We start from the raw sequence: 21,755 nt of genomic DNA, 5'->3' as shown, positions 1-21,755 counted from the left end.
AATCGGCGGCGCCTGGATCTGAGTTGATAGAAGTCAAGAGAGAGCATTTCTTTGTGCAATACGTCTACGTATTTATTTTTCTTATCCCTTAAAATTTTATACGTTTTGAATCAACTGTTATATACAAATAAGGTTGTGTTAATAGTGACTAAATCTATTCCTTCAAACCCTTTAAGGGTTTTGCAAAGGGCGAAAAAAGAAACGCTGCCGAAAGCCCATCAACAACTTGAGTCTTGGAAAAGAGAAGGCCAGAACATAAAAGATAAAGAAATTCGTGAGCAGGCGATCTGGACCTTAAGTGATAAAACATTCCATTGTGAAGGCGGGAGTATTTTAGGCTTACTGGCCGGGGATAACCAGGATGCTTACATTCAATTTATGGTGGCTTATCAATCCATTTGTGATTATTTGGACACCCTTTGCGATAAAAATGATTCCCATAACCCCGATGATTTTCGTGCCATGCACCAAGCGTTATTGGATAGTTTGGAACCATATGAGCAGATGGGCGATTATTATCAATACAGAACGGACTTTGAAGATGACGGCTACCTGAAAAAAATGGTCACTCGTTGTAGGGAAGCAATTGTCCAGTTTCCCGGTTTTTCCGCCATGAAAGAGGATATGAAAGAAGTATCCCAGTACTATATTGATTTCCAAGTGTATAAACATGTGGAAGAAGACCGGCGGGAGGATTTATTATTTGGCTACTACAACGAAAACAAGGATTTGGCCCCGGGCATGCGCTGGTATGAGTTTTCCTGTGCGGTTGCTTCAACACTCGCTTTGTATTGCCTCGCGGCATATGCGGCAAGCGGCCCAACAACAAAAGAAGAGTCTAAACGTATGAAAGCAGCCTATTTCCCCTGGGTTCAAGGATTGCATATTATGCTTGATTACTTTATTGATCAGGAAGAGGACCTTCAAGAAAATGAAATGAATTTTGTAGCGTACTATAAAAGTACAGAGGATATGCTGGAGCGATTTAAATACATCGATCGTGAAGCGACAAAAAGACTGAAAGGGTTACCTGATGAGAAATTTCATCTAATGATAAAGAAAGGTTTATATGCGCTTTATTTATCCGATAGCAAGGTTAAGACAAACGAGACGTTTAAAAAAGATGCGAAAGAAATCATCAAACTCGGTGGAAAACAGGCATCCTTTTTTGTCCAAAACCTTTGGATTTTCAAAAGAACCGTTTAACCCATTCAAAGGGCGGGACACCAACTACTATAAATACGTTTTGCTAGGAGGTACGAAAGTTGTGTAAGAGATTTTCCAGTATGAATATAAAAATGACGGTACTTGGCAGCAGCCTTCTCATTTTCCTTGCTGCTTGCGGAGGAGACGAAGAGCAAACAGAAGAAGCCCCGGGCTCCACGGAAGCGATCGACGTGGAAGTGACAATGCCTGAAGAAATGGACACGGGCGACCACTTGCTGGAGACACGAGTGACGCAAGAAGATGAGGCGGTTACAGATGCGGATGAAGTCGTTTTCGAAGTCTGGGAAGACGGGAACAAAGAAGACAGTGATATGATCGAAAAAGAAACGGAAGATGACGGGGTCTACAGTGCCGACTATACATTTGAGGAGAACGGTATTTATCTTGTACAACCTCACGTGACGGCCCGGGGCATGCATTCGATGCCTATCCATCCTATATTTGTCGGAGATGTAGATCAAGAAGAAATCGATGCGTTTGATGAAGACGACATGGATCACGAAAGTGATTTCATGGACGACCATGACGATCACGATCACGATCACTAAGTTCCTCATGCTGCGATCTGCTTTGGAAACCGCATGAATATCCATTTTCCAATAAAATGAAGAAAAGACCCCTCGCAACAATTGGGAGGGGTCTTTTCTTTCTACCTATGATTCTTCAAAACCGTCTTCCACTTCGTTAATCATTTGATGCGTGGATTCTATCCCGCCATAACTTAAATACCAATAATCACCGGTCATTTGAATCATGTTGTCATTTTGAGCAGCCGCGGTTGCGTTTACGAGTTCATTATCAAGGATGGCATTTAAACTTGCTTCTTCGTCGCTTCCGACGGTTGCGCCGCGATCCAATACGAACAGATTATCCGGATCTACATCAGCAATATACTCAAAAGACACATTTTGGCCATGCGTTTCTGCATCAATGTTTTCATCAGCAGGAGCGACATCAAGTTCATCATGGATAATTCCAAAGCGGGAACCTGAACCGTAAGCACTTGCCGACCCATCATCGACAGAAAGAATTAAACCATTTTCGTCAGCTTCATTCACCGTTTCACTAACCTCGGATATTCTTGTTTGAATATCGTCCAGTTGATTTTCTGCTTCTTCCTCAGCGTCAAGGATCTCCCCTAATGTGGTGACATTCTCCTCCAAAGATCCCATATAATCTTCGTTATCAACGGCCATGTGAATGGTAGGGGCAATTTCGCTAAGTTCTTCATAATGGTCGGCGGTCCGGCCGGAAATAAAAATCACGTCCGGTTGCATTTCATTAATCAGTTCAAAGTTGGGTTCAAAGAAATCCCCTACATCTTCGTATTCATCACTTTCTAATTCGGATAAATACTCCGGAATAGCTCCCGCTTTTGGTATGCCGCTGACACTTCCTCCTAATTCACGAATGGAGTCTGTTAAGCCAAAATCAAAGGAGACGACTGTTTCCGGATTTTTCGGCACATTCGTTTCTCCTAAGTCATGCTCCACGGTGATCTCTTCCTGTGATGAATGTTCATCTTCGCCCGCTGCTTCATTATTGTTTTCTCCGCCACATGCGGTAAGTACGGCAGTAATGGATATACCTGTGAGTAATCCGAATAGCTGTTTACCCATAGTTGATAAACTCCTTTTTTATGTTCTATTCATCTCAATATCAATAATGAAAATCATTATCAATTAAGTCACTATTTATTATAAGCAATGCTGTGGTTGTCGTCAATCATCAATGAGAATTTTTTTCAATATAGAAAGTAAAATATTTGCTTTAAGATTCCTTGTAGCAAAAAAAACAACAAAGAAAAAGCAGCGTTTTGCATCGCTGCCCCTCCTTCCATTTACATCAATGGTTTTTATGATTGCTGCAAACGGTCAATGCGATCCTGTAGATCCGGGTGAGAAGAGAATAATTGAACGAACCCGCCTTTCCCATTAATTTTCATCGTCTGTAGTGCGGAATCATCCGTATGATCATCGATTTGTGCACGGGAGGTATACCTTTGCAGCGAGCGCAGGGCATGCGTCATTTTGTCTTTGCCTGCAAAATCAGCCCCGCCTCGGTCCGCATGAAATTCTCGGTGGCGAGAATACGCGTTAACGACAAGGCTACCGAGAATCGAGAAGAGGATTTGCAAAATGATGATGGCAGCCAATTGAACGATAAATTGGAGCTCCGGGCGTACAAAACGCGATAAAATAATCGCGGCCACGCGGGATAAAAAGACGACAAATGTGTTGACGATCCCTTGCAGTAGCGTCATCGTTACCATATCCCCGTTGTCTACGTGAGCGACTTCGTGGGCAATAACCCCTTCCACGGCATCTTGGTCCATTTCTTGCAATAATCCGGAAGATACTGCAACGAGGGACCGTTTTTTTGAAGGACCGGTTGCGAAAGCATTCACTTCTTTTGATTGATAGACCCCAACCTCGGGCATATGAGCAAGCCCCGCGCTTCTTGCCATTCGATGTACGTTTTCTACGATGGCACGTTCCGCCCGGTTCAAGTTTTCTTCAGGATCCAACACTTTTACACGCATCATTTTTTTAGCGACCCAACGAGAAATGGCCAGGGAAAATAAGGAGCCCCCAAAACCGAGCAATAAACTAAAAATCATCAAGGAGAGGACATTAATTCCCAAAACGCCGTCGCTGGTTTGAAAAGATCCATCGATATTCGTGAACGATGTAATCAACGACCAAACGATGGCCACCGTCGTTAGGATGAGAATGTTCGTTAAAATAAAAAGACCGATTCTTTTCCCCACTGTCTTCCGACACCTCCGTTCACTTTTTCCCACTTGCCATTATAGCATGTTCACCGCCCATATGGACATTTAAATCATAAAGATAAAAACAACTACAATAGCTATCGGCACGATGTAACGAGTTGCCAATAACCAAGTGTTAAAAAACACAATTCCTCTGTTGCTTCCACGCAGCATTTCTTCCTGCAAATCTTCTTTTCGCATTCTCCAAGAAACAAATACCGAGATGAGAAACGCGCCGATAGGCAGTAAAACGTTGCTAACCAGGTAGTCGACTTGATTAAAAAAGATATCCCCAAACACGTGCCAATCTGACAAAACGCCGAAGGATAGATTTGAAGGGATTCCCATCGCGAAAATGAGCAAGCCGACAATCCACGTCATTTTCACACGTTTTTCTTCTCTCCCGCGAATCAAAGGTTTGACGATGATTTCCACGAGTGAAAATGCAGACGTCAACGTGGCGAACAGCATTAATATCATAAAAAGCGTAAAGAAGAGACCTCCGAAAGCCATCTCTCCGAATACCGCCGGTAAAATGGTGAAGATAAGCTCAGGTCCTTCATCCGGTTGCAAATCAAACGCAAATACACCGGGAAAGATCGCGAGCCCCGCCATAAATGCGATGAGAATCGTAAGCAACACAACAGACCATGCGGACCGTGGCAAGTTGTCATTTTTTCCTAAATAAGAACTGTATGTAACCATTACAGAAACACCGAGGCTGAGGGAAAAGAACGCTTGTCCAAGGGCTGTCAGCAGCGTTTCACCGGTTACGGCCGATAAATCAGGTTGCAAGAAGAACACGACGCCTTCCCAAGCACCGTCAAGCGTGAGGGAGCGAACGACGAGCACAGCGAAGAGAATAAACAACGCCGGCATCATATATACGCTTGCTTTTTCAATTCCTTTGCGAATCCCTTTTTGCACGACGAGAATCGTCATAATCATAAAGGCAAGATGGGCCGCCCCCACTTCCCAAGGGTTCGCGGTGATCGATGCGAACAGGGCGGTGTAATCCCCGTCCGGGGGGTTGGTCACTTGGCCGCTGAAACTTCGCACGAGGTAAGCGATGACCCAACCCCCGACGACACTATAAAAAGATAAAAGCAAGAAGGCAGCAACCATCCCCAAAATTCCGATCCATTGCCATTGGCCTTTGGGAGCCACACGTTTATAGGCGTTAATTGCCCCTTCCTGTGTATGCCGCCCGAGGATAAATTCGGCCAGCAACAAAGCCGTTCCCATTGTTAATAAAAGCACGAGAAAAATGAGAAAAAAAGCGCCTCCTCCCTCTGTGCCCGCGACATAGGGAAGGCGCCAAACGGTCCCTAAGCCAATTGCTGACCCCGCTGCAGCTAAAATAAATCCAACCCGTGATGTCCAATGATCCGTGGCCATACTATTGAACACTCCTGTCTTAATTGTTAAATGAATCAGTTACGTACACATTATTTAGGCGAAGAAAGGTTGTCAAGCTTTCTTCCGTTGTTTGTTCTCTATAGCTCGAACTTTTCTTTGCCTGAAAGGTGAACATGTGGTATGATTTAAGCGTTAATAAATGTTTAGGGGATGTTTGAATGTCTGTAGCAGAGTACGAAGTTGGCAGCATTGTTGAAGGTAAGGTGACGGGTGTTAAACCGTTCGGAGCATTCGTTGCACTTGATGATAAAAATCAGGGACTTGTTCATATTTCCGAAGTAGCCCATGGCTACGTGAAAGATATTAATGACGTGCTTTCCGTTGGTGAGGAAGTTAAAGTGAAAGTGAAGTCCGTAGAACCTGACTCCGGCAAGATTTCCCTGTCCATTCGAGCCACTCAACCCGCGCCGGAAGGCGGCGAAGGCCGACGCGGCGGGGGACGCGGGCCGAAAAAGCAACAGGAAAACAAAAATCAAGGGTTTAATACCTTGGAAGACAAACTCAAAGATTGGTTGAAAGAGTCCAATGAAATCCACGCCGATCTTAACAAACGCGCCCGTAAATAATGCTCCCAGCCAGAAAATAAATCAAACCCGGACATGTATAGCGTCCGGGTTTTTTAAATGGCGATCATCTTTGTGGTTCGGGACTTTGTTGCGTTTGTTCTTGGGGAATAAAAAGAAGGGAAATACAATAGAGGCCGGCGAGACCGACGATGGCGTAGATGACCCGTGCAAACACCGCGCTTTGACCGCCGAAAATCGCTGCAACTAAGTCAAAACCGAAGAATCCGATCAACCCCCAGTTGACTGCGCCGATAATTGCTATAATAAGAGCCGTGCGTTGTAAGCCGCTCATTCTTTCACCTCCCTAACATGTACCTGTAGGTAGTATGAGGGAGAAATGTTTGGATTATGTATGAGGGGAATAGAATTTATTGTTCTTGAGGGAGGATCTTTTATGCCATCACCTGTGTCACTGAATTTGAATTATGTCGCGCCGTTTGTAGCTGATCATGAATGGGAGCAGTTGCGCCCGGCAGTTTCCCGAGCCCATCGTCTGTTACATACAGGAACCGGCGCGGGAGCAGAGTTTCTCGGCTGGTTAGATTTGCCTGAAAAAGGCAATCACGAGGAACTCGCCCATATCGAAAAAACGGCCGTGCGGATTCGTGAATATGCAGATGTGTTTATTGTCATCGGCATCGGAGGTTCATCATTGGGATCAAAAGCTGTCATATCAGGATTGAACCACTCCTTTCATTCTTTTTTGCATCCAAAAAAGAAAAACAGTCCTGATGTTTTTTTTCTCGGGGAGCATTTCGCTTCCGATTATACAGCAGAACTTCTTGAAGCGCTTGATGGGAAAAGTGTCTATGTAAACGTCATTTCTAAGTCAGGAACGACAACAGAACCTGCGATTGCGTTCCGCATTATAAAAACGTGGTTGGAAAAAACATATGGAAAAGAAGAAGCAAAAAAACGAATCATTGCCACGACCGATCGGGAAAAAGGCGCGTTAAAAACGATGGCAGACGGGGAAGGTTATGAAACGTTTGTCGTCCCGGACGATGTGGGGGGACGATACTCTGTCCTTACACCGGTAGGTTTACTTCCGATTGCTGTGGGCGGTATATCGATTCAGGATTTGCTCGCAGGTGCGCGGGCAGCGTGCCGTGAATACAACGAAGAGCATTTAATGCATAATCAGGCTTATCAATATGCAGCTTTTCGCTATCTCATGTACCAAAAAGGAAAACAAATTGAATTGTTGTCCACATACGAGCCGAAACTTACAAATTTTTGTGAGTGGTGGAAACAACTATTCGGAGAAAGTGAAGGGAAAGATGGCAAAGGGGTTTTCCCTGCATCGGCAACCTTTACGACCGATCTTCATTCGATGGGACAATACATTCAGGAAGGGCGTCGTCATTTATTTGAGACCGTTTTATACATCGGAAAAAGTCGCAATAAAATAGAAATTCCCCAATCGAAAGGCGACGAAGACGGCCTTGATTTTCTTTCCGGCGATCATCTTGATGCCATCAATGAAAAAGCATATCAAGGGACGATGTTGGCGCATACGGACGGATCTGTTCCGAATCTCATTCTTGAAATGGAACAGTTGGACGCTTTTTCCCTGGGCGCACTGATTTATTTTTTTGAAAAAGCATGTGCTTTAAGCGGCTATTTGCTTGGCGTAAATCCGTTTGATCAACCGGGAGTGGAGAGTTATAAGCAGAATATGTATGCCCTTTTAGGCAAGCCTGGCCATGAAAACCGCCGCGCCGAATTGGAAGAACGCTTGAACGAATGGGCGTAGCCCAAGCTGGTGGATATTGCCTCTTATGATTTACATGAATTCAGTATCTCGAGGGATAGTATGAAAGGTGGGCGGAGGCATAGGTGTATTTTCTCTGTTCACTTAGCCCTCCCGCAAAATGCTTCATAGGAGGCCGTTGGCTATGTTGGAATTGCGATCACAAATCAGTGGCTTACAGATGCCAATGAAAGAATTGGAGCAAAAGGTTAAACCGTTCGGCTTTACGATCGAGAGCGGATGGGAATACGATGACGCGTACATGGATTATCAAATGGCGGATAACCACGGTTATCATTTTTTACGTATTCCATTTTCAATAGCGGTAGGGGAAAATGGCAGCAGGGATGCAACGGTCGTGTTGGGGATGCCATTCCTGTTTTCCCACCGTTATCAATCAGGACTTGATCATGAGGGGATTACGGCGTACAGTGCTCTATGGAACCAATTTTCATCACAGGAAGAAAAAGATACCTACATTGATCAAGCGTACGTTCGCGAGGGGGTTATGCTCGTTCGTGAATTGGAACAAGCGTTATCAACATAAAAGAGGCCACGTTAGCGCGGCCTCTCGATAAGAAATGGGAGGGGAAAATGCAAGCCATTTGGTTTGGGCTTGCCATCTTTGTCGGATGGCTTATTATCGATTGGTCGAAAGAAAAAAGCATGAACAGTGAACAAGTGTTGCATTCCGTCGTTGCCGGTGTAATCGGAGCGGTGGGCTGGGCAGTGATTGAATGGATTTTTTAGAGGGTGTTGCTCACGAGGGCAACCCTTTCTTATCCCGACGAAGGCAATCCCGGAGGTCAGCTGCCAGAAGTCGGAAAAGGAAGAACTACAGTGATGAAAGGTTCACTTTTTATATTTTAGCGGTGTGCTCGAAAAATTCTTCAAGCGTAATGCCATGTTCGTAAATAATTGTTGCAACTTCCTCGCCGACATACCTTAGATGCCAAGGTTCGTAGGAGATCTCTGTTATCGCTTCTCCGTCTTCCGGGTAGCGGATGATAAATCCGTGTTCATGGGCATGTTCGGCAACCCATTCTCCTTCTTCCGTTTCGGCAAATGCGGGGCTTAGTTGAAAATCATTGCTATCGCTGGAAATGTCCATCGCTAACCCGGTTTGATGTTCGCTGTTACCGGGTTTCGCGATCGTTTCATTCGCCTCTTCTTCACTGCTTTCCGCCACAGCATTTGCAAAAATGGCGTCTTGGCGTTCATGGGAACGAAATCCGGAAACGGCAAAAAGGTCCTGGCTGTCTTCGGAAGCAGCGTCGAATAAATCTTCCAAAGCCTCAGCGGCGGGCGCTCGTAGATATCGTTTCTCCACGTCTTCATCGAAAGAAAAGGTGACATCAGGAACGACGAGGTCATCAGGCTCATACCCTTCCGGTAAGGCGTAATCATGATTGACTAGCACTTGAATATTATCCGGATTTTGGATGGTGTCCACGCCTTCCACCGTTTCCGTCACATTGAACTGGTCCTCTTCGATAACCCATGGATCATTGTTTTCTTCTTCGGTGTTATTTTCTTCCGCATTTTCGCTTGTCTCTTCTTCTGGTTCTGAAGGTTGATCCGTTTGCCGGTTTTCTTGCGTCTCCTGGCAAGCACTTAACAGGAGGAATACGGTCGTTCCGACAATCGCCATTTTCCCATGTTTCAAAGCGCTCCCACCTTTATTTTTACTTTACGGCTTCCGCCATAAGGAGTTGGCGGAAGCTAACTTTTTCTAATCCTCGGATGATTGTCGCGCGAACAATAAGCAAATGGTAATGAGTGCAAAAGCGATCAAGGCTAAAAAAGGAATGGTGATAAAGCCAAACCAATTAATGTATTCGGCGCTACATGGAACGCCGTCCGCACACGGCGTTGCGCCGCCAAACGCCGGGATTTTTTGTTCCGCATAATGGAGTGCTGCCAATACAGCGCCGATAATGGAAAATGGGAGTGCATACAATCGAATGCCAGCATCAGATCGGAAGGTCGCGATCCCAAGAATAACCACGAGAGGGTACATGGCGATCCGCTGATACCAGCACATTTCACAAGGAACATAACCAGCGACCTCACTGAAATATAAGCTTCCGAACGTGGAAATTAAAGCCAGCAACCAAGCGGCATATAGGAAGAGGCTTTGCCGCGTCATGAGCTGGTAGCCGCCAATTCCTCGTCGATAGCTGATTGGATGGCGTCATAGTCAAAAGGATCGTCAATGACTTGGTCGTTGACCATGATCGTCGGCGTCGATTGAACATCAAATTCTTCTATGACACTGTGATCCTCTTCAATTCTCGTCATTGCTTCTTGGTTAAGGATGGCCTCTTCCAGTTCATCTTGATCTACAGCCGGGGCATGTTCTTCCGATAAATCCAAAAGAAGATCAGTAGTTACCTGTGAACCTTGCTGCCCTGCATGTTGCATGAGCGCGTGATGATAGTTCCAAAATTGATCGGGCGCTTCTTCATAAATGGAGCGTGCAGACAATGATGCCAACAGTGACTCTTCGCCGAAACCAATATAATTAAAAAATGATAGGGAGGCATCGCCGGAATCTACGTAATCCTCATACAGTTGGGGGACGATTTCGGAATCCCAATTGGCACAAGCCGGACATTTATAATCTCCAAATTCAACGATTGAAACGGGGGCGTCTTCATTTCCTGTTGTTGGAACATCTTCGACGGGTGGGACTTGTCCGACAGCCGTGGTACCCCCTCCCATATTCGCGACGAATAAGAGCGCTCCCATGACAATGACAAGGGCAAGCGTAATAATGACAAGCATTTTGATCGGTGCTTTTTTACTTGTATTTCTCTTTTTTGCTTGAGCCACATTCTTCACCTCTAAACTCTTTTTTCTATCCTAACACTATCACACTTTTTATGTATAAATCGATGATGACAATTTGATGTAAGTATTGAAGCTCGAAATTTGAAAATCGATACGTGCAAGTCATCATGAAGTTAAAATTTCTTCGCTAGTACCCTGGTATGGGGCGGGGATCATTTAACGCGTATGAACTAGAGCGCGCTCCCAAAACAAACAAAGTCATCGGCATGGGAAGAGGGCGTGAAGCAACGAATATGCCGAAGAAAGGACGGCATTGGCATGAAAGGAGGGCAAAGGCATATTCGAAAGCCGAAGCATGCTTGGTTTCGGCATGAAAAGGAAGCGAAGCGCAGCAACTATGCCGAAGGAAGGACAGGATTGGTATGAAATACGAGCATAGGAGTGCTGAGAAGCCGAAGTATGCATCCGATTCATTTATACACCGAAACACCGCTCATGGCTCAATCAAATTGAACGTTGGTTTAGCATTCTATCTCGTGATCGAATCAATCCAAGAGCCAGCTTCCATGCCGTTGAAGACTTGGTTTATCGATGGACGCAATAAATCGATGATGATCATCGATTTCTGGCCAAGCCGTTTCGTTGGACATATAAAGGTCGTCCTTTACAGGGGGACCATCTATTTCAACCCTTTTGCACTAAAGGGAAAATAGAAAGCGAATGTCTTGACATAAATTTAGACTAAGTATAAATTAGAAGATGTGAGGGGTGAACCACATGTCAGCTAAAGCTTATCATACGCCCCAACGACAAGCTGTGTACGAAGTTATACGGGAGTCGGGTGATCACCCGACAGCGGTGGAAGTTATGGATCGGCTTCGTGAACGCGGGCAAAACTTCGCTTATGGAACCATCTATAATTCCCTTCGTTACTTAGTGGATGCGGAATACATTCTGGAATTAAAATTGGGAGATAACGCCAGCCGCTATGACGCAAATATCGATGACCACCATCATATTACGTGCAAAGAGTGTGGGAAAATCGATGAAATCTATGCGGATCTTCCGGAAGAATGGCTCGGCACTGTTGCTCAAGAAACGAACTATGCCGTTGACGAACCCGTTAACTTACATCATGTTGTGTTAAAGGGGGTGTGTGCGGACTGTCAAGGCAAATGAATGGCAGAAAGCATTCAATTAACATACGGCTTGTTTTTTATTAAAAATCACTTGGAGGTGCGCTTGTAATGAGCGAAAACGAAAACAAAAACAATGAAAATAGGAAAATGACAACGGCGTTTGGACAACCAGTCCCTAACGACGACAACTCCAAAACAGCCGGTAAACGCGGGCCAATGTTAATGGAGGACTACTGGTACCTAGAAAAAATGGCTCATTTTGACAGAGAAGTCATCCCGGAACGCCGTATGCATGCAAAAGGCGCCGGTGCATATGGTACATTTACCGTAACGCAGGATATTACAAAATATACAAAAGCCGACATCTTCTCTGAAATCGGCAAGCAGACGGATATGTTTATTCGTTTCTCTACCGTTGCCGGTGAACGGGGATCTGCGGATGCAGAGCGTGACATTCGCGGAACAGCCATGAAGTTCTATACAGAAGAAGGGAACTGGGATATTGTCGGTAACAATACACCGGTATTTTTCCTTCGGGATCCGAAGCGTTTTACAGATCTAAACCACGTGGTTAAACGTAATCCTAAAACGAATCTGAAAGATCCTAATGCAAAATATGATTTCTTTTCATTATTACCGGAATCACTGCACCAAGTAACCATCGAAAATAGTAATCGTGGGACTCCGGCAAGTTTCCGAAATATGCACTTATTCAGTAGCCACGCGTACAGCATGATCAATGCAGATAATGAGCGAGTGTGGGTTATGTTCCATTTCCGTACACAGCAGGGCATTAAAAACCTGACGGACGAAGAAGCGGGAAAATTACGCGGAGAAGATCCTGAGAGCCATACGAGAGATCTTTATAATGCCATCGCTCACGGTGAGTATCCAAAATGGACATTATATATTCAGGTCATGACGGAAGAAGAAGCCCGAAAAATGCCATATAACCCATTTGATTTGACGAAAGTCTGGTATAAAGAAGACTTCCCGCTGATCGAAGTCGGCGAATTGGTGCTTAACCGTAATCCGGAAAACTACTTTACAGAAGTAGAACAGGCAGCATTTGCACCGACGAATATTGTTCCGGGCATCGGTTTTTCACCGGACAAAATGCTCCAAGGGCGTATATTCTCTTATAGCGATACACAGCGTTATCGTTTAGGTGTCAATCATTGGCAAATTCCAGTTAACTACCCCCAAAATGCGAAAGACTTCCATCCATATCATCGTGATGGTGCTATGCGTGTCTTGCACGGAGCAGAAGGTGGGGAAATTCACTATTCCCCGAACAGCTATGGGGAATGGGCAGACAGCAAAGAGCATCAAGAACCAGCATTAGAACTCGAAGGACCGGCTGATTATCATAACTTCCGTGAAGATGATGATAATTACTTTGAGCAGCCCGGAAAGCTCTTCCGTCTCATGACGCCTGAAGAACAAGAACATTTATTTATCAATACAGCAAATGACATGGAAGGGGCAAGTGAAGAGGTTAAAGTAAGACATATTGAAAACTGCTACAAAGCTGACCCTGATTACGGGGAAGGTGTGGCTAAAGCCGCCGGTATTTCCATGAGTAAAGTGAATGTCTAATAGTCTCTGAAACAATGAAACCCCGTTGAATCCAGTGGAATGATTCAACGGGGTTTCTTTTTTTTCAGTGCAAAAATTGAGCGGTAAATTTGCAATGTCATTATTTTGTATAAGTAGCAAAAATGTAGCTGAAACAGAATATTTGTTCGTGTATACTGGAGCTATGATTTTTACTATTATTTAAAGGAAGGGGGATAGCGATGAACGAAGAAAAATTAGAACAAATCTTGTCAAAGTTAACCTCGATAGATGGACGAATGTCTTCGATGGAAGAAAAAGTTACGTCAATGGATGGGCGAATGTCTTCGACGGAAGAAAAAGTTACGACCATCGATGAAAGAATGAATGGAATGAATAAGAACATCGAAGAATTGAAAACCGGCCAGAAAGTGTTGACAGATGGGCAGAGAGGGCTTCGGAAAGAAATAAATACTCGGTTTAATGAGACAAAGGAACGGTTTGACTTTGTTGATCGTCAGCTTCGCTTGTTGGATGTCGATTTCTCAGGAATAGAAGAAAAAATGAAACACCATGATCGGGACATCCACTGTTTGAAAAATTTATAGCCATAATGCTTCCTTCAAACTTAATGCTTTGCTTGCTAACCAGATTCTCCTTTCAACCTTGACACGAGCAAAGCATTTTTTCTTTTTTGATATAAATGAAAATTTGTATCTAACAAATCCGTAATATGTTATAATATTCACATACTAAATGGTTAGTATAACGGAAGAGTTCAGAATTTACAACCAAAAATGGATCGTACGTACAGAAAGGTTCCGCTATCACACGATGAAAAAATCAGTAATGGGAGGGAGTCATGATGAGCTTATTGGATCTCTTTAACATTAAGGGAAAAACAGCAATCGTTACCGGCGGCGGCCGAGGCCTTGGAGCCCAATTTGCGGAAACGATGGCAGAGTCGAGCGCTAATGTCGTCCTTTGCTCACGCAGACTGGAAAACTGTGAAGACGTAGCCAAACAGTTGAAAGATGAATACGGGGTGGAAACCCTCGCACTGCAGTGTGATGTAACCGACCAAGCAGATGTAGACCATCTTGTTGCAAAAACACAAGAGAAATTTGGTTCCATCGATATACTTATCAACAACAGCGGAGCGACATGGGGGGCGCCGGTCGTCGATCTTCCTCTGGATGCGTGGAAAAAAGTGATCGATGTCAACATCACCGGTACATTTCTCATGAGCCAGGCGGTCGGCAGAGTGATGATCGAACAAGGGGGCGGGCGAATGATTAACATTTCATCGGTCGCGGCCCTGAAAAACTCAATGCCGGAAATGATGGATACGATTCCCTACAACACGAGTAAAGGCGCGATTATCAACTTTACGAAAGATTTAGCCGTGAAATGGGGACGACACAATATTAACGTCAACGCCATTGCACCGGGCTGGTTTAAGACGAAAATGTCAAAAGAACTAATGGAGAAAAACAACCAGGCAATGCTTACATTTACACCGCTTCGACGTTTTGGCGGAGATGATGACTTGAAAGGGGTCACCCTTTTTCTTGCCTCTGACGCTTCGAAGTATATAACCGGAGACGTCGTCGTTGTTGACGGAGGGACGAGCTTGATGTAATGAGGGTTGACAGATGAAAGAACAAATAAAAAGAGAAAGCATCCAATTATTTGGAAGAAAAGGATTTAAAGAAACATCCATTCATGATATCGTTCGTTCGCTGGAAGTGACCAAAGGAACGTTCTATTATTATTTTTCCAGTAAAGAAGAATTGTTAACCGACATCCATTTTGAATACATCGATGGCTTGGTTCGGAATATCGAGGAACTTTCCAATGATAAAACGAAAAATAGTCGGGATAAACTCGTCGGTGTCGTCTATGTAATGGTGACGAAAATAAAGCAGCATCGCTCAAGTGCCAAAATTCTTTTTCGGGAAATGCGCCACTTGAGTGCAGAGAGTTATACCGACATTGCCCACAAGCGCAATCAAGTTAGAGAACAGGTCGAGGAAATTGTTCGAGAGGGAATTACAACAAAAGAATTTCGCAACGATCTGAATCCTCCGATTGTTACGCTCGCGATTCTTGGTGTTATTAATTGGAGTTACCAATGGTTTAACCCTGAAGGGAAGTACAGGGATGAAGAAGTAGCGGGTATTTTCGTCGATATGATGTTGCGTGGCATTGAATCTTGAGGGAAATGGGAAGGAGGATACAATGAGGTTCAAAGATATGACTGTTTTGATAACGGGTGCAGGGAGCGGCATTGGAGAAAAGACCGCTGTTCTAGTCGCCAACGAAGGGGCAAAGGTGGCAAGAGCGAATCTCGCAAACAATGATGATGACAACCGAAGACCACAAAGAAGGTGTGGCAGCATTTAAGCAAAAACGAGAACCAAATTTTAAAGGAAAATAGGTGATTAAAATGAAAGCGATTCAATTCTCGAACTTTGGCGGACCGGATGTATTGGAAACAGCGAACGTAAAAGTTCCGAAACCGAACGAGCAGGAAGTTTTAATTGAAGTTAATCGTGTCGGCGTCAATTATGCGGATACTGCGCGGCGGAGAGGCCAATATGTTGTGCCCACGCCATTGCCTTTCATACCCGGTGCCGAAGTCGCGGGTGTCGTAAAAGAAGTTGGAGCGGAAGTAACGAATGTAAAGCCAGGTACACGAGTGGTAACATTGACCGGTTCGGGGGCGTATGCCGAGTACGTGACGGCTGATGCGCGTGGACTAATTCCGATCGGAGATTCGTTGGATTTCTCTACCGCGGCAGCGTTGCCATTACAAGGATTGAGTGCCTATCATGTGCTGATAACGATGGGGCAATTGGCAGAAGAGGAGACGGTGCTCGTTCATGCAGCGGCCGGTGGGGTCGGAAGTATCGCTGTACAATTGGCAAAACTGCATGGAGCCGGCAAAGTAATCGCGACAGCAAGTACGGAAGAAAAATTGGGGGAGGCCAAGCGATTGGGTGCTGATGTGGGCATCAATTATACCCAAGAAGGCTGGGAAAAAGAGGTTCTTGAGGCAACAGACGGCAAAGGCGTGGACATTGCGATGGAGATGGTCGGAGGAGATGTTTTCGAGAAAACACTTCAAGTCCTCGGAAGTTTCGGTCGTCTCGTTATCTTCGGTTCCGCAAGCGGAGAACAAAGCAGACTTAATGCCGGACGACTCATGGAAAAAAATCAATCCGTCATTGGTTTCTTTTTACCTCAAATCATGCGAAAACCAGCATTAATGCAGTCGAGTTTGGAAGCACTGTTTTCCCATTTGCAAAAAGGCGAACTAGAGTTGCAGATTGGGCATACCTTTTCTCTGGATGAGGCCGCACGCGTCCATGAATTAATGGAAGGGAGAAAAACGAAAGGCAAAATTATTTTGGAAGTGTAATCAAGGAGATAGGTCGATCAATGTATCTCCATATGCGTCGCAAGGCCTCATTATCATTGCAATATCAAGCTTGAACATATTACCAATTACTTTAAAAAGTCGAGTCCACATTATTGGGCTTGGCTTTTTTCATAGGCTTATTTGACGTTTCTTATCAAAAAATGTAGGTTTATAAAGGGTAAACACGAAATGGAAAGGTGATAGACATGAGCAAACAAAAAGAAAAGCGACCAATGACGCGTTCCCACACGCTCCAGTCGCATTTGATAAGCCCTTCGGATACGAACCATTTACAAACGATTTTCGGAGGGACCGTACTCGCTTATATTGATGAAGCAGCGGCAATCGCGGCGATGCGGCATTCCGGCAAAATCGTTGTCACTGCCTCCGTGGACAGCGTTGATTTCCATTCATCTGTGAAGTCGGGTGATCTCGTAAATGTTGAAGCGTGGGTAGCGGCAACCGGCCGTACATCGATGGTGGTCTATGTCCACGTCAGTGTAGAGAATCCGGCGACCGAAGATACTAAAACAACAACCACATCTTTTGTGACGATGGTAGCGATTGACAGCAGTGGAAATCCGACTGAAGTACCGGGAGTTTTCGCCGAGACAGATGCTGAAAGGGAGATCATTGACATGGCTCTCAGCAGAAAAAGCGGGGAGTGATTAATGTTATCCAATTATTGTAGAAAATGCCGTTGAAATGGTAATCTAATTTTAAGCATATTTGTTCAGATTAGCATTAATTTTCCATGGATCATAAAAATTGTATAGGGGGAGGCGCGAGAGATGGAATTATTGGGCAATATCGCGTGGGGGCTCATTGCAATGATTGTATTGTTGGGGCTCGCTTTTTTGCTTTCGGTTGATCGGAAGAACATTAACGTGAGAACTGTATTGGGCGCGTTGGCTATTCAATTTGCGATTGGCTTGCTCTTTCTCGGCTGGGGTGTCGGCGAGGAAGTGTTGGCTGTACTTAGCCAATTTGTGACTGGCATTTTAGGTGCTGCAGATGCCGGGATTGAATTTTTGTTCGGGGAAGAAATGATGGCGCTTAATGATGGCAACACGTTCTTCATTCATGTTTTGACCGTCATTATTTTCTTCGCTGCTTTAATGGGTGTACTTTTTTACATAGGGTTCATGCCCTGGCTAATTAAAATCTTAGGCGGTTTCATTTCAAAAGTTTTAGGGACGAGCAAGGTGGAATCAATTGCAGCAACGGCGAATATTTTTGTCGGGATCACCGAGTCGCCGTTGACGATTAAACCCTACCTGAATCAAATGACTCGTTCAGAGTTCTTTACGGTGATGACGGTTGGTTTAGGAACCGTTGCCGGTTCAGTACTGGGTGGACTCGTAGCGATGGGGGCACCTGTGGATTATTTGATCGTCGCGAGTTTTATGGCCGCACCGGCAGGATTAGTTATGGCTAAAATGGTCGTTCCCGAATCGGATGTCAGCAAAACGACCGATGATGTTAACTCGAAAGGGATAAAGATACGAGGAATGTGATTGACGCTGCCGCCAGAGGGACGACCGACGGGTTGCGTCTGGCTTTGAACGTTGGTGCAATGGTCCTTGCATTCGTTTCGCTTGTGGAATTAATCGATATAGGGCTGGGGCTCATCAGCCAAGATTTGACCATCGCTACAATATTCGGTTTTGTATTCTCGCCTTTGGCCTTTCTAATCGGAGTCCCCTGGGAACAGGCCATGCTTGTCGGCCAAATGATTGCTGAGAAAACGATTATTAACGAGTTTGTCGGTTTCGGAACCTTAATTAACGCCATGGAGGCTGGGGCGATTACCGATCCTAGAACGATCGCGATTGCCACCTTTGCTCTATGCGGGTTTGCCAACATCGGAACGATCGCGATTATGATCGGCGGTTTAGGGGCACTTGTGCCGGAGCGTCGCCAGGAAATTGCCCAATTTGGTCCGCGAGCGTTAATTGCAGCGATTCTCGGAAACTTGATGAATGGCGCGATCGCCGGCATGCTGATATTGTGAAAAAATGGATACTATTTAGCGTCATGATTCCCGAAACGTTTATCATTTCGACCATTCGGTCGTCATCGGTGGTTCATGAGCCTCGACTGGGCTCTGGATTCGACCGTATGGTCGCCATGAAGCGTTCATGGTGACCGAAACGGTTTTTCCTTCGACCATACGGTCGCCATGGGCGGTTCATGAAGCCCGAATCGACCTCAAATTCAATCGTTTGGTCGCCATAACACGTCCGAGAGGGGGCGTGTTTTTTATTTCAAAAAAACCGTTGCAAAATGGAGCAAAGTGTTATACTGTATATATAGATATAAACAGATGAACAGTTTGGAGTTGTTCATGATGATCAGAGATATATTCCGTCTGGCTTGGTTTGAATGGAAAAATGTGAGTATTCGGGGTGTCGTTGCTGCACTCTTTGTATTGATTTGTTACACCATTCTCTTAGTTTTTGTTGCGGGATTAGCAGAAGATGAAGGAATAGCCATTATATTGGACTTTTGGTTTATTTTAGCGATTATACTCTGGCTCGGTATGTCTCAGTTCAGCGGTGAACCGTTTAGTATTGTGAAAATGAACGATGACATACTTTCGACGCCTTTTTACCGCTATACGAAGCGTTTACCGGTATCGGAAGTGGCATTATTCCACAGTCGTATGCTCGTGAAAGCCGTGTATCTAACCGTGCTCATGTTTGCGATAGTGTCGTTGGCAGTCATCTTTGTTCCTGACCCATTTCCGTTCTCATTCGGAGATCATGCCTTCATAAGTTTTGCTGCTTTTTGGATTGCTGTTGTCATAATTTCTACGATGAACACGATAAACGAAATTGGATACAGCTTGAAAGAGGATACGAAAATGAACTTGAAAGCAGTGGCATGGATGATCGGCTTCTTGGTTTTCTATCTCATCGTTTGGGTTTGGCTGGTTCCCTATAACGGATCGTTTGTAAGTTTTACCATCGAGTATTCGGCAGCCTATCCCACAGCGATGTCGGGTATCGCTGTCGCAATTATATTCATCACATTATTGACGGTTGAGTATGCAGGCAGGAAAAAGATCCGGAAACATGGATATGGGAGGTGAAAGACGTGAAAGAAATCGTTCGGTTAGCGCTGTTTGAGTGGAGACATATGGGTGTGCCCGGTTTTTTAAATGGACTCCTCGCATGTGTATTAATAGCCTTATTGATTAATGTCGTTGCAAATATGGATCCCGGGATAAATTTGGTGACTGCCATTCCGGAATCTGTCTTTTTAATCTTTGGGGTTCTGGTATTATTGGGCAATGTCCATCTAAAAGGTTTTCGGCTGGCGGAGCTGCCGCCGTCAAAGTGGTCGAGTGCTTTTTATACGTATGCCAGACGTCTCCCCGTTCCGGAGAAGCAGTTATTTTATAGCAGAATCTTGGTGAAAGGTGTGCAGGCGCCTGTCATCATGATAGCTGGAATTTGTATTGTAACCGGCTTTACGAACGTATTTCCTTTTACATTCACAGATCCGGCCTTCTATAGTTTTCTCGTTTTTTGGGCAGCGATTGCTTTTGTATCGACGATCACGGTACTTGAAGAGATTGGCATTCATTATCAAAAAAGATTTTTCCTTTATAGTTGGGCATATATGGTCGTTTTCATTTATTTTTTATTTTATTTCGTTGTCTGGGTTTGGCTCGCTCCATTTGATGGCACGTTCATGGCATTTTCGATTTATCTAGCAGAAGAAGGGTCATTTCTGTTTAATGCCTTAATTGCTGTCCTCATTGTTTGTGTCATGCTCCTTATTGTCTCCCGATTGGGTCTTAGACGGATCAAGCGGAAGGGAGGAGATGTCCGTGCCGCTCCCGATTGAAGTCAATGACGACCGGCAAGAGCCGATTTACTATCAAATCGAAGAGCAGATAAAAGCGCTCATCGTGTCCGGGTATTTGCCGGCGGACACAGCCCTCCCGTCCATTCGCGCGCTTGCCGCTGATTTGGGTTGCAGTGTAATTACAACTCGGCGCGCGTATCAAAATTTGGAACAAGAGGGCTATATCAAAACGTACCGCGGCAAGGGGACGTTCGTCCAGGAAGTGGGGAGTAAGGAACGGTCGATCTTAAAAGAACGAGCAGTTCAGGATGCCCTCCGTCAAGCTGTGAGAACAGCCCGCCAGCATGAGTATACGGACGCAGAGATTAAAAGATTATTGACCATGGTTTTAGGAGAGGAGAGATAAGAGATGCATACATTAACGTGCCAAAATATTGTCAGGAAAATGGGCGATGATTTTACGCTCGGCCCCATTAATCTAGAGATTCCGGCCGGAACCATTACAGCGGTGATTGGAAATAATGGCGCCGGCAAAACGACGTTGTTTGAAGCGTTGAGCGGTGATTACCCCGGGGAGGGAGAAACGAATATTTTCGGCCACAATATTCACGATGTTGAAGCGAAGGCCGCTTTTAGTTATGTGCCGCAAAGGTTCCCGGAAGTGCTGTCTTTTCGCTTACAACAATTGCGGAATCTGCATGCCGCGCATGATGATAGCTGGGAAGATAAGCGCTTTCAAAATTTTGTGCAGGAATTCAAGCTCCCCCTGCGAAAAAAAATCAGCAAGCTATCCGTCGGGATGCAACGCAAGGCGGTGATTGCCCTACAACTTAGCCGTGATACATCGCTTTTGCTCCTTGATGAACCGTTCGCGGGCCTTGATATGGAGGGGCAGACACAGTTGGAGAAAATCCTTATTCGTAAAATGGATGATGATCCGGATGGCAGCATCGTGTTTGCGACGCATATCGCCGATGAAGTACAACGCCTCGCGGACTATATTGTAATTATGAAAGACGGAAAAACACGGGAGCCGATGGAAAAAGATATACTTGCGCAACGATTTAAGCGGATTTGGCTGGCGAAACCCGTTACCGGGGTTGAGGAGGTACCCGGTATCCGAGAAGTCAGTGTCGAAGGAGCTACGCCACAGATTTTAACGAGTGATGCTGAGGCAACGGAAAAATGGTTGGCAGAACGAGACGTTCAAATTTTGAAACGCGAGCGTTTGAGTTTGCATGAAAGCTTGCCGTTGATGCTTCGCGACAGGGAAACGAATGAGGTGTAA

27 protein-coding genes are annotated in these 21,755 nt (G+C 45.0%); 20 read left to right on the top strand and 7 right to left on the bottom strand.

Annotated features, from left to right (window positions below; genetic code table 11):
* The first annotated feature begins 144 nt into the window (after positions 1-144).
* Both DT065_RS08820 and DT065_RS08815 read left to right on the top strand, forming a co-directional pair.
* Entirely contained in the window at positions 145-1,206 is a 1,062-nt protein-coding gene (locus tag DT065_RS08820; protein ID WP_114372612.1) for a tetraprenyl-beta-curcumene synthase family protein, read from the top strand.
* A 59-nt stretch (positions 1,207-1,265) separates the two neighbouring features.
* Positions 1,266-1,775 carry a FixH family protein gene (locus DT065_RS08815; RefSeq protein ID WP_160112474.1) on the top strand — a complete coding sequence of 170 codons (510 nt, stop codon included), beginning with the start codon at positions 1,266-1,268 and terminating at the stop codon, positions 1,773-1,775.
* 105 nt (positions 1,776-1,880) lie between these two features.
* Here the strand turns inward: DT065_RS08815 and DT065_RS08810 are convergent, their stop codons facing one another.
* The 3 genes from DT065_RS08810 to DT065_RS08800 all read right to left on the bottom strand — a co-directional run bounded on the left by DT065_RS08810 (position 1,881) and on the right by DT065_RS08800 (position 5,398).
* On the bottom strand, positions 1,881-2,846 hold the full coding sequence (locus DT065_RS08810; RefSeq protein WP_114372608.1) for a siderophore ABC transporter substrate-binding protein: 966 nt from the start codon (positions 2,844-2,846) through the stop codon (positions 1,881-1,883).
* Positions 2,847-3,082: 236 nt separating this feature from the next.
* Positions 3,083-3,997 carry a protease HtpX gene (gene htpX, locus DT065_RS08805; protein WP_114372606.1) on the bottom strand — a complete coding sequence of 305 codons (915 nt, stop codon included), beginning with the start codon at positions 3,995-3,997 and terminating at the stop codon, positions 3,083-3,085.
* 69 nt (positions 3,998-4,066) lie between these two features.
* Entirely contained in the window at positions 4,067-5,398 is a 1,332-nt protein-coding gene (locus DT065_RS08800) for a sodium-dependent transporter (RefSeq protein WP_114372604.1), read from the bottom strand.
* Positions 5,399-5,577: 179 nt separating this feature from the next.
* On the opposite strand from DT065_RS08800, the gene yugI reads away from it, so the two are divergent.
* The gene (gene yugI / locus DT065_RS08795) at positions 5,578-5,985 is read left to right on the top strand and encodes a S1 domain-containing post-transcriptional regulator GSP13 (RefSeq protein ID WP_114372603.1); all 408 of its coding nucleotides are present in this window, start codon (positions 5,578-5,580) and stop codon (positions 5,983-5,985) included.
* 64 nt (positions 5,986-6,049) lie between these two features.
* Here yugI and DT065_RS08790 read toward each other — a convergent pair whose 3' ends face one another.
* Positions 6,050-6,277 carry a DUF378 domain-containing protein gene (locus DT065_RS08790; RefSeq protein ID WP_114372601.1) on the bottom strand — a complete coding sequence of 76 codons (228 nt, stop codon included), beginning with the start codon at positions 6,275-6,277 and terminating at the stop codon, positions 6,050-6,052.
* A gap of 102 nt (positions 6,278-6,379) precedes the next feature.
* On the opposite strand from DT065_RS08790, the gene DT065_RS08785 reads away from it, so the two are divergent.
* From DT065_RS08785 to DT065_RS19150, 3 genes are all read left to right on the top strand, one after another.
* Entirely contained in the window at positions 6,380-7,741 is a 1,362-nt protein-coding gene (locus tag DT065_RS08785) for a glucose-6-phosphate isomerase (RefSeq protein WP_114372599.1), read from the top strand.
* 142 nt (positions 7,742-7,883) lie between these two features.
* On the top strand, positions 7,884-8,285 hold the full coding sequence (locus DT065_RS08780) for a YugN family protein (RefSeq protein WP_160112473.1): 402 nt from the start codon (positions 7,884-7,886) through the stop codon (positions 8,283-8,285).
* A 47-nt stretch (positions 8,286-8,332) separates the two neighbouring features.
* Positions 8,333-8,488 (top strand): hypothetical protein, encoded by a 156-nt coding sequence (locus tag DT065_RS19150; RefSeq protein WP_193550818.1) that lies wholly within the window; start codon positions 8,333-8,335, stop codon positions 8,486-8,488.
* Between the two features lie 109 nt (positions 8,489-8,597).
* Here the strand turns inward: DT065_RS19150 and DT065_RS08775 are convergent, their stop codons facing one another.
* The 3 genes from DT065_RS08775 to DT065_RS08765 form a co-directional block, all read right to left on the bottom strand.
* Entirely contained in the window at positions 8,598-9,404 is an 807-nt protein-coding gene (locus tag DT065_RS08775) for a M15 family metallopeptidase (RefSeq protein WP_114372595.1), read from the bottom strand.
* A 66-nt stretch (positions 9,405-9,470) separates the two neighbouring features.
* Entirely contained in the window at positions 9,471-9,887 is a 417-nt protein-coding gene (locus DT065_RS08770) for a disulfide oxidoreductase (protein ID WP_114372594.1), read from the bottom strand.
* Positions 9,884-10,573 carry a thioredoxin domain-containing protein gene (locus tag DT065_RS08765; protein ID WP_114372592.1) on the bottom strand — a complete coding sequence of 230 codons (690 nt, stop codon included), beginning with the start codon at positions 10,571-10,573 and terminating at the stop codon, positions 9,884-9,886. The genes DT065_RS08770 and DT065_RS08765 overlap by 4 nt, the downstream gene beginning before the upstream one ends.
* A gap of 735 nt (positions 10,574-11,308) precedes the next feature.
* Between DT065_RS08765 and DT065_RS08755 the strand changes: the two genes are divergently transcribed.
* The 14 genes from DT065_RS08755 to DT065_RS08695 all read left to right on the top strand — a co-directional run bounded on the left by DT065_RS08755 (position 11,309) and on the right by DT065_RS08695 (position 21,755).
* On the top strand, positions 11,309-11,710 hold the full coding sequence (locus DT065_RS08755; RefSeq protein ID WP_114372590.1) for a Fur family transcriptional regulator: 402 nt from the start codon (positions 11,309-11,311) through the stop codon (positions 11,708-11,710).
* Positions 11,711-11,778: 68 nt separating this feature from the next.
* Positions 11,779-13,269 (top strand): catalase, encoded by a 1,491-nt coding sequence (locus DT065_RS08750; RefSeq protein WP_114372589.1) that lies wholly within the window; start codon positions 11,779-11,781, stop codon positions 13,267-13,269.
* Positions 13,270-13,469: 200 nt separating this feature from the next.
* On the top strand, positions 13,470-13,835 hold the full coding sequence (locus DT065_RS08745; protein ID WP_114372587.1) for a hypothetical protein: 366 nt from the start codon (positions 13,470-13,472) through the stop codon (positions 13,833-13,835).
* A 257-nt stretch (positions 13,836-14,092) separates the two neighbouring features.
* On the top strand, positions 14,093-14,869 hold the full coding sequence (locus DT065_RS08740) for an SDR family oxidoreductase (RefSeq protein WP_114372585.1): 777 nt from the start codon (positions 14,093-14,095) through the stop codon (positions 14,867-14,869).
* A gap of 13 nt (positions 14,870-14,882) precedes the next feature.
* Positions 14,883-15,446, top strand: a complete 564-nt coding sequence (locus DT065_RS08735) for a TetR/AcrR family transcriptional regulator (RefSeq protein ID WP_114372583.1) — start codon at positions 14,883-14,885, stop codon at positions 15,444-15,446.
* A 22-nt stretch (positions 15,447-15,468) separates the two neighbouring features.
* Entirely contained in the window at positions 15,469-15,633 is a 165-nt protein-coding gene (locus DT065_RS19865) for a hypothetical protein (RefSeq protein ID WP_160112472.1), read from the top strand.
* 43 nt (positions 15,634-15,676) lie between these two features.
* On the top strand, positions 15,677-16,651 hold the full coding sequence (locus DT065_RS08725) for a quinone oxidoreductase family protein (protein WP_114372582.1): 975 nt from the start codon (positions 15,677-15,679) through the stop codon (positions 16,649-16,651).
* Between the two features lie 206 nt (positions 16,652-16,857).
* The gene (locus DT065_RS08720) at positions 16,858-17,319 is read left to right on the top strand and encodes an acyl-CoA thioesterase (protein WP_114372580.1); all 462 of its coding nucleotides are present in this window, start codon (positions 16,858-16,860) and stop codon (positions 17,317-17,319) included.
* A 123-nt stretch (positions 17,320-17,442) separates the two neighbouring features.
* Entirely contained in the window at positions 17,443-18,168 is a 726-nt protein-coding gene (locus tag DT065_RS19700) for a Na+ dependent nucleoside transporter N-terminal domain-containing protein (protein WP_335743590.1), read from the top strand.
* A complete protein-coding gene (locus DT065_RS19695; protein WP_335743589.1) occupies positions 18,165-18,665 on the top strand; it encodes a nucleoside transporter C-terminal domain-containing protein in 501 nt (166 codons plus the stop codon). The genes DT065_RS19700 and DT065_RS19695 overlap by 4 nt, the downstream gene beginning before the upstream one ends.
* Positions 18,666-18,998: 333 nt before the next feature.
* Positions 18,999-19,745, top strand: a complete 747-nt coding sequence (locus DT065_RS08710; RefSeq protein WP_160112471.1) for a hypothetical protein — start codon at positions 18,999-19,001, stop codon at positions 19,743-19,745.
* A 5-nt stretch (positions 19,746-19,750) separates the two neighbouring features.
* Entirely contained in the window at positions 19,751-20,506 is a 756-nt protein-coding gene (locus DT065_RS08705; RefSeq protein ID WP_114372576.1) for a hypothetical protein, read from the top strand.
* Entirely contained in the window at positions 20,484-20,873 is a 390-nt protein-coding gene (locus tag DT065_RS08700) for a GntR family transcriptional regulator (protein WP_114372574.1), read from the top strand. Before DT065_RS08705 ends, DT065_RS08700 begins: the two co-directional genes overlap by 23 nt.
* Before the next feature lie 3 nt (positions 20,874-20,876).
* Positions 20,877-21,755 (top strand): ATP-binding cassette domain-containing protein, encoded by an 879-nt coding sequence (locus DT065_RS08695; protein ID WP_114372572.1) that lies wholly within the window; start codon positions 20,877-20,879, stop codon positions 21,753-21,755.

Origin of the sequence: Salicibibacter kimchii, assembly GCF_003336365.1 — a bacterium.
Classification (GTDB): Bacteria; Bacillota; Bacilli; order Bacillales; family Marinococcaceae; genus Salicibibacter; species Salicibibacter kimchii.
The sequence above is the reverse complement of the archived record's forward strand: the minus strand, read 5'-3'. Positions and strand labels throughout refer to the sequence as shown.

Coding starts and splice junctions, on each gene's coding strand:
- DT065_RS08780 (WP_160112473.1), top strand. CDS start 7,884: ATGTTGGAATTGCGATCACAAATCAGTGGCTTACAGATGCCAATGAAA.
- DT065_RS08720 (WP_114372580.1), top strand. CDS start 16,858: ATGAGCAAACAAAAAGAAAAGCGACCAATGACGCGTTCCCACACGCTC.
- DT065_RS08695 (WP_114372572.1), top strand. CDS start 20,877: ATGCATACATTAACGTGCCAAAATATTGTCAGGAAAATGGGCGATGAT.
- DT065_RS08700 (WP_114372574.1), top strand. CDS start 20,484: ATGTCCGTGCCGCTCCCGATTGAAGTCAATGACGACCGGCAAGAGCCG.
- DT065_RS08810 (WP_114372608.1), bottom strand. CDS start 2,846: ATGGGTAAACAGCTATTCGGATTACTCACAGGTATATCCATTACTGCC.
- DT065_RS08740 (WP_114372585.1), top strand. CDS start 14,093: ATGAGCTTATTGGATCTCTTTAACATTAAGGGAAAAACAGCAATCGTT.
- DT065_RS08770 (WP_114372594.1), bottom strand. CDS start 9,887: ATGACGCGGCAAAGCCTCTTCCTATATGCCGCTTGGTTGCTGGCTTTA.
- DT065_RS08735 (WP_114372583.1), top strand. CDS start 14,883: ATGAAAGAACAAATAAAAAGAGAAAGCATCCAATTATTTGGAAGAAAA.
- DT065_RS19865 (WP_160112472.1), top strand. CDS start 15,469: ATGAGGTTCAAAGATATGACTGTTTTGATAACGGGTGCAGGGAGCGGC.
- DT065_RS08785 (WP_114372599.1), top strand. CDS start 6,380: ATGCCATCACCTGTGTCACTGAATTTGAATTATGTCGCGCCGTTTGTA.
- DT065_RS08790 (WP_114372601.1), bottom strand. CDS start 6,277: ATGAGCGGCTTACAACGCACGGCTCTTATTATAGCAATTATCGGCGCA.
- DT065_RS08710 (WP_160112471.1), top strand. CDS start 18,999: ATGATGATCAGAGATATATTCCGTCTGGCTTGGTTTGAATGGAAAAAT.
- yugI (WP_114372603.1), top strand. CDS start 5,578: ATGTCTGTAGCAGAGTACGAAGTTGGCAGCATTGTTGAAGGTAAGGTG.
- DT065_RS08745 (WP_114372587.1), top strand. CDS start 13,470: ATGAACGAAGAAAAATTAGAACAAATCTTGTCAAAGTTAACCTCGATA.
- DT065_RS08755 (WP_114372590.1), top strand. CDS start 11,309: ATGTCAGCTAAAGCTTATCATACGCCCCAACGACAAGCTGTGTACGAA.
- DT065_RS19150 (WP_193550818.1), top strand. CDS start 8,333: ATGCAAGCCATTTGGTTTGGGCTTGCCATCTTTGTCGGATGGCTTATT.
- DT065_RS08725 (WP_114372582.1), top strand. CDS start 15,677: ATGAAAGCGATTCAATTCTCGAACTTTGGCGGACCGGATGTATTGGAA.
- DT065_RS19700 (WP_335743590.1), top strand. CDS start 17,443: ATGGAATTATTGGGCAATATCGCGTGGGGGCTCATTGCAATGATTGTA.
- DT065_RS08800 (WP_114372604.1), bottom strand. CDS start 5,398: ATGGCCACGGATCATTGGACATCACGGGTTGGATTTATTTTAGCTGCA.
- DT065_RS08750 (WP_114372589.1), top strand. CDS start 11,779: ATGAGCGAAAACGAAAACAAAAACAATGAAAATAGGAAAATGACAACG.